The 14,053-nt window shown below is 71.8% G+C and carries 17 protein-coding genes; 12 read left to right on the top strand and 5 right to left on the bottom strand.

The window, feature by feature from the left end; genetic code table 11:
- Positions 1–98: 98 nt before the first annotated feature.
- Positions 99–1,292 carry an ROK family transcriptional regulator gene (locus TAE01_RS02365; RefSeq protein WP_147062942.1) on the bottom strand — a complete coding sequence of 398 codons (1,194 nt, stop codon included), beginning with the start codon at positions 1,290–1,292 and terminating at the stop codon, positions 99–101.
- Between the two features lie 65 nt (positions 1,293–1,357).
- Here TAE01_RS02365 and xylA point away from each other — a divergent pair, with 65 nt between their 5' ends.
- The 5 genes from xylA to TAE01_RS02340 all read left to right on the top strand — a co-directional run bounded on the left by xylA (position 1,358) and on the right by TAE01_RS02340 (position 5,205).
- Complete coding sequence (gene xylA, locus TAE01_RS02360; protein ID WP_147062940.1) at positions 1,358–2,536, top strand: xylose isomerase; 1,179 nt, start codon at positions 1,358–1,360, stop codon at positions 2,534–2,536.
- A 160-nt stretch (positions 2,537–2,696) separates the two neighbouring features.
- Complete coding sequence (locus tag TAE01_RS02355) at positions 2,697–3,041, top strand: DUF2200 domain-containing protein (protein WP_147062938.1); 345 nt, start codon at positions 2,697–2,699, stop codon at positions 3,039–3,041.
- 127 nt (positions 3,042–3,168) lie between these two features.
- Positions 3,169–3,414, top strand: coding sequence for a hypothetical protein (locus TAE01_RS02350; protein ID WP_147062936.1), 246 nt, complete (start codon positions 3,169–3,171; stop codon positions 3,412–3,414).
- Between the two features lie 14 nt (positions 3,415–3,428).
- Entirely contained in the window at positions 3,429–4,682 is a 1,254-nt protein-coding gene (locus TAE01_RS02345; RefSeq protein WP_147062934.1) for an MbnB/TglH/ChrH family RiPP precursor modification enzyme, read from the top strand.
- Between the two features lie 88 nt (positions 4,683–4,770).
- Positions 4,771–5,205: a VOC family protein gene (locus tag TAE01_RS02340; protein WP_147062932.1), complete on the top strand. Its 435-nt coding sequence runs from the start codon at positions 4,771–4,773 to the stop codon at positions 5,203–5,205.
- Positions 5,206–5,246: 41 nt separating this feature from the next.
- Here the strand turns inward: TAE01_RS02340 and TAE01_RS02335 are convergent, their stop codons facing one another.
- The gene (locus TAE01_RS02335) at positions 5,247–5,624 is read right to left on the bottom strand and encodes an MmyB family transcriptional regulator (RefSeq protein WP_371860819.1); all 378 of its coding nucleotides are present in this window, start codon (positions 5,622–5,624) and stop codon (positions 5,247–5,249) included.
- Between TAE01_RS02335 and TAE01_RS02330 the strand changes: the two genes are divergently transcribed.
- The 3 genes from TAE01_RS02330 to TAE01_RS02320 all read left to right on the top strand — a co-directional run bounded on the left by TAE01_RS02330 (position 5,532) and on the right by TAE01_RS02320 (position 7,432).
- Positions 5,532–6,431 (top strand): aldo/keto reductase, encoded by a 900-nt coding sequence (locus TAE01_RS02330; protein ID WP_344114013.1) that lies wholly within the window; start codon positions 5,532–5,534, stop codon positions 6,429–6,431. The genes TAE01_RS02335 and TAE01_RS02330 overlap by 93 nt on opposite strands.
- Positions 6,432–6,524: 93 nt before the next feature.
- A complete protein-coding gene (locus tag TAE01_RS02325) occupies positions 6,525–6,983 on the top strand; it encodes an SRPBCC family protein (protein WP_186815004.1) in 459 nt (152 codons plus the stop codon).
- Between the two features lie 245 nt (positions 6,984–7,228).
- Positions 7,229–7,432, top strand: coding sequence for a cold-shock protein (locus TAE01_RS02320; RefSeq protein WP_147062924.1), 204 nt, complete (start codon positions 7,229–7,231; stop codon positions 7,430–7,432).
- Between the two features lie 172 nt (positions 7,433–7,604).
- Here the strand turns inward: TAE01_RS02320 and TAE01_RS02315 are convergent, their stop codons facing one another.
- The 3 genes from TAE01_RS02315 to TAE01_RS02305 form a co-directional block, all read right to left on the bottom strand.
- Entirely contained in the window at positions 7,605–8,168 is a 564-nt protein-coding gene (locus tag TAE01_RS02315) for a GNAT family N-acetyltransferase (protein WP_147062922.1), read from the bottom strand.
- Between the two features lie 146 nt (positions 8,169–8,314).
- Entirely contained in the window at positions 8,315–9,121 is an 807-nt protein-coding gene (locus TAE01_RS02310; protein ID WP_186815003.1) for a P-loop NTPase family protein, read from the bottom strand.
- A gap of 206 nt (positions 9,122–9,327) precedes the next feature.
- Positions 9,328–10,614: a threonine/serine exporter family protein gene (locus TAE01_RS02305; protein ID WP_147062919.1), complete on the bottom strand. Its 1,287-nt coding sequence runs from the start codon at positions 10,612–10,614 to the stop codon at positions 9,328–9,330.
- Positions 10,615–10,710: 96 nt separating this feature from the next.
- Here TAE01_RS02305 and TAE01_RS02300 point away from each other — a divergent pair, with 96 nt between their 5' ends.
- From TAE01_RS02300 to TAE01_RS02285, 4 genes are all read left to right on the top strand, one after another.
- Positions 10,711–11,610 carry an NAD-dependent epimerase/dehydratase family protein gene (locus TAE01_RS02300; RefSeq protein WP_147062917.1) on the top strand — a complete coding sequence of 300 codons (900 nt, stop codon included), beginning with the start codon at positions 10,711–10,713 and terminating at the stop codon, positions 11,608–11,610.
- Positions 11,607–12,671, top strand: coding sequence for a zinc-dependent alcohol dehydrogenase family protein (locus TAE01_RS02295; protein ID WP_147062915.1), 1,065 nt, complete (start codon positions 11,607–11,609; stop codon positions 12,669–12,671). Before TAE01_RS02300 ends, TAE01_RS02295 begins: the two co-directional genes overlap by 4 nt.
- A gap of 4 nt (positions 12,672–12,675) precedes the next feature.
- Positions 12,676–13,410 carry a DUF72 domain-containing protein gene (locus TAE01_RS02290; protein WP_246111081.1) on the top strand — a complete coding sequence of 245 codons (735 nt, stop codon included), beginning with the start codon at positions 12,676–12,678 and terminating at the stop codon, positions 13,408–13,410.
- Positions 13,411–13,480: 70 nt separating this feature from the next.
- The gene (locus tag TAE01_RS02285) at positions 13,481–14,041 is read left to right on the top strand and encodes an NYN domain-containing protein (protein ID WP_147062913.1); all 561 of its coding nucleotides are present in this window, start codon (positions 13,481–13,483) and stop codon (positions 14,039–14,041) included.
- The last annotated feature ends 12 nt before the right edge of the window (positions 14,042–14,053 follow it).

The following is a 14,053-nucleotide window of genomic DNA, read 5'->3' as shown; positions in this document are numbered from 1 at the left end:
TTTCACGACAACCCCGCCGGGCAACCGGCGGGGTTGTCGCATTTCCATGCCCATTTGCCTGTCCCAGAAGAAGGCGATCCTCAGCAGGGACGCCGCTCTCACGACGTTCCCAGCACCCCCGCGGGATCGCGGACGAGGTCGTCGAGGGCGAGGAGTGCGGCGCCTGTGGCGCCCGGGGCGGGATCGTCGGGCGCGACGACGACACGGGGCCTCACCCAGGCTGCCGACAGGACCCGTCGCCCGAGGATCTGCTCGATCTCCGGCGCGAGCAGCTCTCCGACCTGGGCAAGGTGACCACCGAGCACCATGGTCGGGATGTCGAGCACGTTGACGACTCCTGCCAGCGCGACCCCCAGGGCCCGCGCAGCCGCACGGATGGCCGCCTGCGCCTTCTCGTCGCCGTCACGGACCCGCGCCACCATCTCGGCGGGTGTCGTCGCCGCGTCGAGCCCCGCGGCCGCAAGGAGAGCGAGCCGGCCGGCATACTGCTCGAGGCACCCGGTGGAGCCGCAGGCGCAGGCGGGTCCGTCGGGGTCGACGCATACGTGGCCGATCTCGCCGGCCCAGCCGTGGCGCCCGGCCATGACCCCACCGTCGACGACGATCGCACCACCGATGCCGACCTCGCCGCTGAGGTAGACGAAGTCCTGCGGCTCGCTGTCGCGCCCGGGTGCCGGATGGGCGAACGCGTGGGCAGCGAGGTCCGCCTCGTTGCCGACCCGCAGGCCGAGCCCGCCGAGCACTGCGCTCAGCATCGGACCCGGCACCACGTCGGCCCAGCCGAGGTTCGGCGCCCTGAGCAGACGGCCCTCGTCGGCATCGACGATTCCGGGCAACGCGAGGCCGGCTCCCACGACGTGGCAGCCGGCGGGGACGGCGCCGAGGACGCCCGCGGCCAGGGTGCGCAACCGTCGCAGTGCAGGCCCGGGGCGCGACCCGGCGAGGTCTGCGACCACGTGTCGCTCGGCGAGCACCGTCCCGGAGAGGTCGACGAGCCGGGCGGCGAGGTGGCCGACGCCCACCTGGAGGCCGAGTGCGGCGAAGCGTCCCGTCGAGGCGACGAGCGGTGTGGCCGGGCGACCGGGGCGACCCGGACCCCCGACGACCGATCCGACCTCCGCGAGCACGCCGCCGGCGACGAGCTCGTCGACGAGCCGCGAGACGGTCGAGCGGGTCAGCGACGTCGTCGAGGCCACCTCGGCCCGGGACGGTGGCGACCCGGCGCCGAGCACGGTGCGGGCGACGAGGGCGAGGTTCGCGTGGCGCAGGCTCGCCTGGCGCAGGTTGGCCATGCCTTGACCCTAGTCGGTGCACGCCATAAGTTGCATGACAAGACTAATCCGATCGAGGAGTCGCAATGACGCGCCAGCCCACCCCCGACGACAAGTTCTCCTTCGGCCTGTGGACCGTCGGCTGGACCGGCACCGACCCCTTCGGCGGCCCGACGCGGCCCGTCCTCGACCCGTGGGAGTACTCCGACAAGCTCGCCGAGCTCGGTGCCTGGGGCATCACCTTCCACGACAACGACGTCTTTCCCTTCGACGCCGACGACGCCACCCGCGCCCGCATCACCGGCCAGCTCAAGGACGCGACCGACCGCGCCGGACTGACCATCGAGATGGTCACGACGAACACCTTCAGCCACCCCGTCTTCAAGGACGGCGGCCTGACGGCCAACGACCGCGGCGTGCGCCGCTTCGGCCTGCGCAAGGTGCTGCGCGCCGTCGACCTCGCCGCCGAGATGGGTGCGTCGACGTTCGTCATGTGGGGTGGCCGCGAGGGCAGCGAGTACGACGGCTCGAAGGACCTGCACGCCGCCTTCGACCGCTACAAGGAGGGCCTCGACACCGTCGCCGGCTACATCAAGGACAAGGGCTACGACCTGCGGATCGCCTTGGAGCCCAAGCCGAACGAGCCGCGCGGCGACATCCTGCTCCCGACGGTCGGGCACGCGCTCGCCCTCATCGCCGAGCTCGATCACGGCGACATCGTCGGCCTCAACCCCGAGACGGGGCACGAGCAGATGGCCGGCCTCAACTACACGCACGCCCTCGGCCAGGCGCTGTGGAGCGACAAGCTCTTCCACATCGACCTCAACGGCCAGCGCGGCATCAAGTACGACCAAGACCTCGTCTTCGGCCACGGCGACCTCGTCTCAGCCTTCTTCACCGTCGACCTCATCGAGAACGGCTTCCCGGGCGTGCCCGACGGGCCGCGCTACACCGGTCCCCGACACTTCGACTACAAGCCGTCGCGCACCGAGTTCATGGACGGCGTGTGGGAGTCGGCGAGGGCGTGCATGTCGATGTACCTCCTGCTCGCCGACAAGGCGGCCGCCTTCCGGGCCGACCCGCGCACCGCGGAGGCGTGGGCGTATGCCGGGGTGCTCGACCTCGCCGATCCGACCCTGTGTGCCGGCGAGTCGCTCGAGGACTTCCTCGCCTCCGACGACGGCTTCGACCCGGAGAAGGCGGCCGAGCGCGACTACGGCTTCGTGCGCCTCAACCAGCTCGCTCTCGAGCACCTCGTCGGCTGAGGTCGCACCCGTTCGAGGTGGACGCGCCGCAGCTTCTGCCGCGCGTTCACCTCAAACCGGTTGAGGGTGCCTCCCGGACGATCAGCGTCCGTATGCCGTGGGTCTCCTCGCGGGACCTCGTGACGGTCCCGCGGTCGGTGACCCTCGCTACCCTCGGAGCATGGGGCACCGCATCTTCACGACACCGCTCGCGTCGGTCTACCCGGCCTACGTCAACAAGGTCGAGCGCAAGGGCCGCACCAAGGCCGAGCTCGACGAGGTCATCGAGTGGCTGACGGGGTTCGACGAGGGGCAGCTCGACGGGCACCTGTCGGCGCAGACGACCTTCGAGGACTTCTTCGCCCAGGCGCACCTGCACCCGAACGTCTCGGCCATCACCGGCACGGTGTGCGGGGTGCGCGTCGAGGAGGTCGAGGACCCGCTCATGCAGAAGATCCGCTACCTCGACAAGCTCGTCGACGAGCTCGCCAAGGGCAAGGCGATGGACAAGGTCCTCCGGTCCTGACGCCAGCGGTCCGGTCGCGGTCCGGGCCCGGTACCAGTCCCGGTATCAGGGGCGGTGTCGGTCCGCTCTGAGGAACAGGTCGCTGCAGTCCGCCGCGACCGGTTCCAGATCGGAAAGGACCACCCTCATGGCCGACCTCAACCCGCAGCCGCTCCCGCCGCGTGACGTGACCGTCACCGTGCACGTGCCGGGCAACATCCTCGGCAACCTCGAGACCTTCCAGAAGGTCCAGGCCAGCGTCTTCGACCGGTTCGGTTGCGGCAACTGCAACTCCGGCATCCAGATCGACTGGCGCCGGTTCGAGGAGTTCGTCGTCACCCCCGACCTCGAGCTGCAGCCGGTGCTCGTCGGGCCCCAGCTCCGCGTGGGCTGAGGGAGCGACGTGTCATGAGCTGGACGCGGTTCGACCTCGGCGTCGGAGTCATAGCCCTCGGGTCCCTGGACCAGCTGTGGGACGGCATCGAGGACCTCGTCGACGTCGTCGAGGTCGAGCCGCAGACCCTCTGGGAGACCCGCTTCGGCGGCGGCAAGGTCATCTCGCCCGAGCCCCTCGCCTGGCTCCGCTCGTGCGGTCGGCCGCTGCTCGCCCACGGTGTCGGCTATCCCGTCGGGGGCCTGACGGCGCCCGACCCCGAGGGTGTCGCGGCCTCCGCCGCCTCGGCCCGCGACCTCGGTGCCGTCCACTGGAGCGAGCACCTCGCCTTCAACGTCGCGGGTGACGCGCACGCCGGCTTCCTCCTGCCGCCGGTGCAGACGCCGGAGGCGGTGGCAGCCGCCGTCGGCCACATCCGCGCCCACCAGGACGCCAATGACCGGCCCTTCCTCGTCGAGACGCCGACGAACTACCTGCAACCCGTGCCGGGAGATCTCACGGACGGCGACTACGTCGCGGCCATCGCCGAGGGCGCCGACTGCGGCATCCTGCTCGACCTGCACAACATCTGGACCAACGAGCGCAACGGCCGTCAGAGCGTCGACGAGTTCCTCTCGCGCATCCCGCTCGAACGGGTCTGGGAGGTGCACCTCGCCGGCGGTTTCGAGACCGACGGCTACTACCTCGACGCCCACGTGGGCCCCATCGACCCGGAGCTGCTCGCGCTCGCCGCGCGGGTCGTGCCGACGCTGCCCCGGGTCCGCGCGGTCATCTACGAGGCCGTTCCCGCGTCGTTGGCCGAGCAGGGTGTGGCCGGCCTGTGCGACGTCCTCGAGGGCATGCACCGCATCGTCGAGCTGCCGGTCGCCGTCGCGCCCGTCGCGCCCGTCGCGCCGGCCGGACCGGTGGCCGCAGCGGCCGTGCCGTCCCCGGACCGGCCCGGTCCGCGAGGCACCGCCGAACGTGAGGCCGAGCTCGTCGCCTACACGACGCGCGCCTCCGACGTGCTCAGCCCACCGGACCCCGGGGCGGTGCTCATGCGGGCGCTCACCGACGAGGCGCGCCTGTCGCTGCTCGTGCGCACCCACCCCGACGTGCTCGCGAGGCTCCTGACCGTCCTCGGCCGGGAGCGCACCTCGGCGGTGCTCACGGAGTTCCTCACCGCCTCGCCGGCGAGCCTGTGGACCGACGAGCAGGGCGACGCCTTCGCCGCGTGGCTGGCGGGGAGAGCCGACCTCACGACGGCCCTGACGGCATACGACCGCTGAAACAGCTTGTGCATGCGTGGTGCTCGTCGCGTGGCCGTCCGCTCGAATCACGTGGCGACGGGGAGGCCGCGCTCCTAGGGTGGGCGGCATGGGAACGGTGAAGCAGTTCCAGGTGACGTTCGACTGTGCCGAGCCCGAGCGCGTGGCCCGCTTCTGGTGCGAGGTGCTGGGCTACGTCGTGCCGCCGCCCCCGGAGGGCTTCGCGTCGTGGGCCGACTTCGAGCGGACGCTGCCGGAGGAGGAGCACGGCAAGGCGTTCGCGTGCGTCGACCCCACGGGCGTCGGGCCGCGGCTCTTCTTCCAGCGTGTCCCCGAGGGGAAGGTCGCCAAGAACCGCCTGCACCTCGACGTACGCGTGGGCACGGGGCTCGTCGGTGAGGAGCGCCTCGCCGTCCTCGAGTCGGAGTGCGCGAGGCTGCTCGAGCTCGGCGCCACCCGCGTGCGCCTGCTCGTCGCGGACGGCTACAACGAGTCGTGCCTCGTCATGCAGGACGTCGAGGGCAACGAGTTCTGCCTCGACTGAACGCCACCCGGAGCGCGGCCGGGAGTCAGTGCGTCCGTGTGTCAGTGCGCGTCGCCGGGCAGCGGCGCTGACGCCGCCGCGTCGTCCGGTCTGGCGTCCAGCGCCGGCTCGCGGGCCGACCAGCTGGCGAGCAGGTTCAGCGCCTCCTCGGAGGGCGAGCCGGGCTGCGCGGTGTAGACGTTGACGCGCTGGCCCGGGTCTCCGGGCAGCTCGAACGCCTCGTAGTCGAGCTCGACGTCGCCGACGAGCGGGTGGTGGAAACGCTTGCGGCCGGTGCGGTGGTAGCGCACGTCGTGCGCGGCCCAGCGTCCGCGGAAGTCCTCGCTCTGGGTCGACAGCTCGCCGATGAGGTTGGAGAGGGACTTGTCGTAGGGGGCGTGACCTTCTTCGACACCGCGGAGGTCTACGGGCCGTTCCACAACGAGGAGCTCGTCGGTGAGGCGCTCGCGCCGGTGCGCGACGACGTCGTCATCGCGACGAAGTTCGGTTTCGCCTTCGACGAGAACGGAGTTCAGGCCGGCGTCAGCAGCCGGCCGGACGGCATCCGTGCTGCCGTGGACGGTTCGCTGCGGCGGCTGCGCACCGACGCGATCGACCTGCTCTACCAGCACCGCGTCGACCCCGACGTGCCGATCGAGGAGGTCGCCGGCGCCGTCAAGGAGCTCGTCGACGCGGGCAAGGTGCGCCACTTCGGGATGTCCGAGGCCGGTGTCGACACCATCCGCCGGGCCCACGCGGTGCAGCCGGTGACGGCGCTCCAGAGCGAGTACTCGCTGTTCTGGCGTGAGCCGGAGGAGGCGATCCTGCCGACGCTCGCCGAGCTGGGGATCGGCTTCGTGCCGTTCAGCCCGCTGGGGCGCGGCTTCCTCACCGGGCAGGTCACGGCCACGAGCGAGTTCGGCGAGGGCGACATCCGCGCGTCCCTCCCACGCTTCGAGCGGGAGGCACTGGAGGCCAACCTCGCCCTCGTCGACCTCGTCAGGACGGTCGCCGAGCGCAAGGGCGCCACGGTCGGCCAGATCGCGCTGGCCTGGCTGCTCGCCCAGCAGCCGTGGATCGTCCCGATCCCCGGGACCCGGCGGCTCGAGCGCCTCGACGAGAACCTCGGGGCCGCGGACCTCGTCCTCACGCCCGAGGACCTGGCCGAGCTCGACCGCGCGTCGGCCGGCGTGCAGGTGCAGGGCGACCGCTACCCCGAGGCCATGCAGAAGATGATCGACCGCTGACCCGGCGGTCGTCCGTCCGTTCTCGTGCGCGCCGGTGACGGGATGCCTAGCGTTGGAGGAGGCAGCCCGGCGCCGGGCGGCGAGGAGGCGACGATGACGGCGAGCACGATCCGGTTCGAGTCGCAGACGGTGATCCAGCGACCCGCCCGCGAGGTCTTCGACCGCCTGGCCGACCTGACGGCATACGAGGGGTGGATGCACCATGACGGGCTGTTCCGGAGGTGCGCGTCCGTCTCGGAGCTGCCGGTCCGCGAGGGGACGACCTACCTCGACCTGACGTGGATGGGCCGGTTCGAGGGCCGGGTCGACGAGCTGGTGCCGCCGTCGAGGCTCGCCTTCTCCGAGACGCTGAGCTGGTTCGGGGTCGCGCTGACCCGGGCCCGGCCCGCCTACGTCCTCGAGCCGGACGGCGACGCGACGGTGGTCCACCACACCGCGGTCGGCGAGCTCTACGGCGTCATGAAGCCCTTCAGGCCGGTGGCCCGGTGGCTGGCCGACCGCGAGCGCACCCGCACCCTCGCGTCGCTCAAACGGTCGCTGGAGGGCAGGTAGCCGGTGACACGAGGGGCCCGCGCAGGCGTGAGCCAGGTCTCGGCTTTCAGGAAGCATGTGGGAGAGACCGAGGCTGAGGCCCTGCGACTGCTACCGTCGTGCCCAGCTGCCGTCCGAGTCCACGCATCACGGGCTCGGCACGACTGAGTCGCCGCGCGGAAACTGCGCGGTCGCGCTCGCCGTGACCCTCGGCAGGCCGGGGTCTCCACACGGGAGGCCCCGCAAGACAAGAAGAGGCAACACCAGTGGCAACAGGCACCGTGAAGTGGTTCAACAGCGAAAAGGGCTTCGGCTTCATTGAGCAGGACGGCGGCGGCGCCGATGTCTTCGTTCACTACTCGGCCATCGACAGCAGCGGCTACCGCGAGCTCCAGGAAGGCCAGAAGGTCGAGTTCGACGTCACGCAGGGCCCGAAGGGTCCTCAGGCGGAGAAGGTCAAGGGCATCTGACCCAAGGCAATCTTCGGGGACCTCGTCCCTTTGACAGTCCCCCGGCCACCACGTGTGGTCGGGGGACTGTGCTTTGCCCGGTAGCTCCCTTCTCAGCCGTCGGCTGAGTGGCTCGTGGTGTCACGCCGATGCGCGGTGAGCCCGTGGCGCAGGACCCGTGCAGCCGTCGGGCTCAGGGCACAGTGCGGCGCATGACGCAGTTGGTCGTGCCCTTGGGCCGGACGTAGTCGAAGCCGGCGCGCTCGAAGAGGGTGCGGGTGCCGCTGTACAGGACGGCCTCACGCTTGCCGCCCTTGTCGTGCGGGTAGCCCTCGACGGTCCCGCCGCCCGCGGCCGCGACGAGGTCGAGCACGCCCTGGAGGGCGACGTCCGACAGGTGCCGGCGGCGGTGGCGCTTGTCGACGAAGATGCACGTCACCCGGTAGTCGGGGAGGACGTCGGTCTCCTCCTCGTACTGCTTGCGGTGGCGGATGTTGGGCAGCTCGGCCGGCGAGCCGAACTGGGCCCACGCGACGGTCTCGTCACCGTCGAAGACGAGCGCGGCGTGCGCGCGGCCCTCCTCGACGAGGCGCTTCTTGAGGTCGCGGTTGGCGGCGTACTCGCGCTCCTTCTCCCAGCTCATGGTGTGGAACCACGTGCACCAGCAGCCGCCGAAGACACCGCCGTGCCGCTCGATCATCGCGGCGTACGCGTCCCAGGTGTCCGGCGTCAGCGCCCTGACCTCGTAGTCCGTCATCGTGCCCTCCTCCGGTGGCGGTTCGTCGCCGTCACCAGCATGCCGCGCGAGGCGGACGATCCGGGGTCGCAGACGACGCCCGATCGCGAGGGGGTGGCCGCGCGGTCGCGGCCACACGGCATACGCCAGGGGGTGGGGGACCCCCGTCAGGCGTGGCCGCTCAGCTGCCCGAGCCGGTCGGCGAGGGCGTCGACCATGGCTCCGGCGCGCTTGTCGGGGAAGGGTGACCTGCGGTCGCCGCCCTGGCTCGAGACGGGGAGCACGTCGATGGAGAGCTTGGCGCCGCCGGCGAGGGCGCGCAGCGCGTCGACCTTGTCGCCGAAGGGCGTGCCGCTGCCCGGCGAGTAGTAGCGGACGGCCTCGTCGACGGCGTCGGGGTAGAGGTCGGTCTTCGTCACGGCGATGATGAGCCAGATCGGCTTGTTGCGGCGCACGGCCAGCGACGCGATGCGGTGCGAGGTGATGGTCCAGTCCTCGAGCTCGGCAGCGAGCTGCTCCTCGCGGGTCGCGCTGGCGGCCCCGGTGGTGCCACCGGCGCGGCGCGGGGTCGCGTAGCCGTTGGCGACGACGTGGATGAGCCCGTCGACGGGCTCGTCGTGGAACACCTCGTCGAGGGCGCTGAGCCGCGTCGCGGCGTTGTCGCCGGGCACGACGAGGAAGCGGAAGCCGTGCAGCTTGGCGCCCTTGCGGGTGCGGCGCTCCATGACGGCCGAGCCCACCTCGGCCACGGCGTCGTCGGTGGAGCGGCGTGACAGCCGGTCGACGAGCTGGCTCTTGCCGACGCCCGTCATGCCGGTCACGGCGACCATGGGGTAGCGGTCGCGCAGGAGCCGCCCGAGGCGCTCGGGCGCGGAGGCGAGGGCGGTCAGCAGACCGGTGGCGACGGTGGCACCCAGAGCGGTGCGACTCGACGTCGGCAGGATCGTCCGGATCCGGGATGAAGTCTGAGACACGGTGCCTCCTCGGCAGGCTGGTCAGCGGCCCGTGGGCGGCCGGTTGGCCCCTAGAGCCTACGGTCCGTACCCATGCCGCCGCTGCCCGCACCGGCGGGCGACGAACAACACCCCGTCCTGGCGAGAGGACGGGGTGTTGCGTCTCCGACTCTAGCCGTCGGTCGCGGGGGTCGTATGCCGTGCGCTCGTATGCCGTGGGGCGCGGTTCACGCGGAGGGGTCGAGGGGTGCCACCGGGGTCGCGAGCCGGCCGCGGAGGGCGCGGCCGACGGAGGAGCCGACGAGCAGGCCGAGGGAGATGGCGATGGCGACGCCCATGAGGCCGAGGGCGACGTCGGTGGCCGACTCGCGCCCGGCGGCGAGCTCGGTGACGCCGACGAGGCCGAGGCTGCCGGGGACGAGCAGCCAGAAGGCCGGGAGGAAGAGCACGAGGCGCGGCAGGAGGGGGCGGCGCAGCTCGACGACGCTCGCGCCGAGGCTGGCCGCGATGGCGCCGAGGAAGCCCCCGAGGCCGATCGAGCCGATCTGCTGGCCGGCGACCTGGGCGGCGAAGGCGAGGCTGAGCACGAGCAGGACCCAGCCCTGCATGCGCAGCGGGACGCCCTCCATGAGGCAGATGCTCGCCCCGATGAGGACGAGGCCGACGACGGCGCCGGCCCAGCCGATCTCGTCGACGCGGACGTTGGCGAGGGTCGAGGTGGGCACGCGGAGCAGCGCCGTGGCCATGAGCAGGCCGAGGGCGAAGAGGCCGAGCTGCGCGAGACCGTAGGCGAGCCGGGCCGACCCGGCCTGCATGTGCCCGGCGGCGAGCTCGGACATGCCGTTGACGACGAGTGCCCCGGGGAGCAGGACGGCGAGCGGCGGCAGGACGGTGCGCAGCGGCCCCTCGAGCAGTCCGGCGTTGGCGGCGCCGAAGACGACGAGCGACACGGAGAAGGCGGCGAGGGTCGGCAGGAGCGCCTTGACGACCTCGTAGCGCTCGGCGAGCTGGACGAGGGCGAGGACGACGAGGGCGCAGAGCCCAGCGGCGGCGACGTTGGCCCACCCCGGCTGGAGGATGAGCGCGATGCCGACGGCGAGGACGGGCCACGCGAGGGCGACGAGCCACGCGGGCTGCTGGACGGGGCGCCGGGCCGTGGCGGCGAGCTCGTCGCGGGCGGCGGCCGGGCTGAGCTCGCCGTGGACGAGCTGGTGGCGGATGAGCCGGACGCTCGCCGACTGGTGCAGGCGAAGGCCGGCGGGCGCTCCGCGGTAGGTCGACGGGCCGCCCGGGGTGAGGGTGACCATGAGGCCGGTCGGTCCGACGGCGGTCTGGACGTCGGGGTAGCCGAGGCCGGCGCTCACCTCGGCGAGCTCCTCCTCGATCTCCTGCACCGGCTGGCCGGTCGCGATCATCGCCGTGCCGAGCTCGGCCAGCAGGGCGCGGGCCTCGGTCTCGCGGTCGGGTCGGGGCTGCGCCGCGTCGGGCCGGCGCGCGGCCGCAGGTCCCTCCATGCCGGTCATCATGTCAGGGGCGGGCGCGGCTGTCGGGGATCGCCGAGCGGTGGTCGCGCCCCTGGTGAGGCGCGGGATCGGTGGTTGGATCGGGGCATGCGCATCTTCTTCACCGGCGGCAGCGGCAAGGCCGGCAAGCACGTCTCGACGTTCCTCGCCGAGCAGGGCCATCAGGTCACGAACGCCGACCTCGTGCCGCTGCGGCATCCGGCCGTCGACGACCTTCGCGTCGACCTGACCGACGCCGGTGAGGTCTACTCGGCGCTCGCGGGACTCGCCCGCTTCGACGAGCTGGACCTGCCGGCCAAGCCGGTCTACGACGCCGTCGTGCACTTCGCCGCGGTGCCGGCGATCCTGCTGACGTCGGAGGCGAAGACGTACGCGACGAACGTGCTCAGCACGTACAACGTGCTCGAGGCTGCGACCCGGCTCGGCGTGCGCAAGGTGATCTTCGCGTCGTCGGAGACGACGTACGGCGTGTGCTTCGCGCAGGGCGAGCGGCGGCCGCTCTACGTGCCGGTCGACGAGGAGCACCCGACGGTGCCGGAGGACTCCTACGCGATGAGCAAGGTCGCCAACGAGGTGACGGCGCGCTCCTTCCAGGCCCGCACCGGCTTCGACATCTACGGCCTGCGCATCAACAACGTCATCGAGCCGCACGAGTACGCCGAGATGTTCCCGCCGTTCCTGACCGACCCGGCGCTGCGGCGGCGCAACATCTTCGCCTACATCGACACCCGCGACCTCGGCCAGATGGTGGCGCGCTGCCTCGAGGTCGACGGGCTCGGCTACGAGGTCTTCAACGTCGCCAACGCCGACATGTCCGTCGCCGCGACGACCGACGAGGTGCGATCGCGGTTCTACGACGGGGTGGAGCTGCGGCGGCCGATGGGGCGCAACGAGACCTTCTACTCCATCGACAAGGCGCGCGACCTGCTCGGCTACTCGCCGCAGCACTCGTGGCGCGACGTCCTGACGGACCCGCACGCGTCGTGAAGGCGGTCGTCTACGACGAGTACGGGCGTATGCCGTCACTCGCCGACGTGCCCCCGCCTGAGTGTCCGGATGGCGGGGTCGTCGTCGCGGTGCGCGCGACGGGCGTGTGCCGGTCGGACTGGCACGCGTGGATGGGGCACGACCCGGTGTCGTTGCCGCACACCCCCGGTCACGAGCTGGCCGGTGTGGTGGCGTCGGTGGGGTCTGGCGTGCGGGACTGGGCGGTCGGTGACCGGGTGACGGTGCCCTTCGTGTGCGGGTGCGGTGTGTGCTCGTGGTGTCTGGCCGGTGAGGCGCAGGTGTGTCCCGACCAGACGCAGCCGGGCTTCACGGGGCCGGGGTCGTTCGCCGAGCTCGTGGCGATCCACGGCGCCGACACGAACCTCGTGCGGCTGCTGGACTCGGTCGACTTCGTGACCGCGGCGTCGCTCGGGTGCCGGTTCGCGACGGCGTTCCGGGCTCTGACGACTCACGGGCGCCTTGCCGCTGGTGAGCTGTTGGCCGTGCACGGGTGCGGTGGGGTCGGACTGTCCGCGGTGATGATCGGGCTGGCACTCGGAGCGCGGGTCATCGCCGTGGACGTGAACCGGGCTGCGCTGGAACGCGCTGGTTCGCTGGGAGCCGGGACGGTGGCTCTCATCGACGCGTCGGTCGAGGCGGATGTCGCGGGGCTGATCCGGGAGGTCACCGACGGCGGGGTGCACGTCTCGATCGACGCGTTCGGGTCGCCGGAGTCGGCGGTGGCGTCGGTGGGGAGCCTGCGTCGGCGTGGTCGGCACGTCCAGGCCGGACTCCTGCTCGGCCCCAGCTCGACGCCTCCGATCCCGATGGACCGCGTCATCGCGCAGGAGCTCGAGATCTACGGGTCCCACGGCATGCCCGCCCGTGACTACCCCGCGATGCTCGCGATGATCGCGGACGGCACCCTCCGTCCCGCCGACCTCGTCGGCCAGGTCATCGGCCTGGAGGAGGCCGGTGCAGCCCTGGCCGCCATGGGTCAGGGATCGGTCGCGGGGATGACCGTCGTCAGCCTCGAGGCCGGCCACCCGGGAGAGGGGTAGGACCGTGGACGTCCGGGTCGGTCTGTGTGGCTGGACGGTCTCGCAGGCGTCCTACGTGCGGCGCTTCCCCGTCGTCGAGGTGCAGAACACCTTCTACGACCCGCCCGCAGACGCGGTGCTGACCAGGTGGCGCACCCAGGTGCCGGCCGACTTCGAGTTCACGATGAAGGCGTGGCAGGTCGTCACCCACGAGTCCAACAGCCCGACCTACCGCCGCCTGAAACAGCCCCTGCCGGAGAGCACCCACGGCCAGGTCGGAGGGTTCCGGACGACGCCCGAGGTCCTGGCGGGCTGGGAGCGGACGCTCGAGTGCGCCCGCCTCCTGCGGGCCACCGCCGTGCTGCTCCAGTGCCCGGCGAGCTTCCGCCCGACGAAGGACAACGTCGATCGGCTGCGGACCTTCGTGTCTCAGGTGGAGCGGCCGGCGGGCTGGCTGCTGTGGGAGCCCCGCGGCGAGTGGCCCACGGCGCTGCTCGAGGAGCTGTGCGCCGAGCTGGACCTCGTCCACGTCGTCGACCCGATGCAGACCGAGACGGTGACACCGGAGCAGACCTACTACCGGCTGCACGGCACCTCGGGCTTCCGGCACGTCCACACCGATGACGAGCTGCGCCGGCTGCGAGACCTCGTCGACGGCCGGCCGAGGCCCTACGTCATGTTCAACAACATCCCCCGCACCGGTGACGCCGAGCGGTTCCTCGCCCTGCTCGGCGGCGAAGGTCGAGAGGCAGGCGACTGAAGGGCACAGGCGTGGCACCGGGTCGCGGCTTCGCCGGGCGCGGAGCGACGTTCCCCGTAGGCTCCCTTCCATGGCCGACGCTTCTCGCATCACGTACGTCCTCATCGACGGCGAGAACATCGACGCCACCCTTGGCACCTCGATCCTGGGCAGGCGCCCGCGGCCGGAGGAGCGTCCGAGGTGGGAGCGGCTGCTGCAGTTCGCCCAGGAGCTGTGGGGCCAGCCGGTCGTCGGGCTCTTCTTCCTCGCCGCCAACAACGAGCTCCCGATGCCGTTCGTCCAGGCCCTGCTGGCGATCGGCTACCGCCCGGTCCCGCTCTCCGGCGCTGCCGGCGAGAAGGTCGTCGACATCGCCATCCAGCGGACCCTGGTCGAGATCCGTTCACGCCGGGCCGACGTGCTCCTCGTCAGCAACGACGGGGACTTCGTCGACCAGGTCGAAGACCTCCTGGACGGTCGTCGGGTGGGCGTCGTGGGATTCCAGGAGTTCCGCAGCGGCGCGTTCCTCGAGCTGACGGCCCACGGTCTTGCCACCTTCGACCTCGAGTACGACGTGCAGGCCTTCAGGGAGTCCCTGCCGCGCATCCGGATCATCGCCATCGACGACTTCGACCCGGCCGATTTCCTCTAGGCGGGAGCCGGG

The organism is Terrabacter aerolatus, assembly GCF_007991735.1.
Classification (GTDB): domain Bacteria; phylum Actinomycetota; class Actinomycetes; order Actinomycetales; family Dermatophilaceae; genus Terrabacter; species Terrabacter aerolatus.
This window is presented reverse-complemented; position numbering and strand designations above follow the sequence as displayed.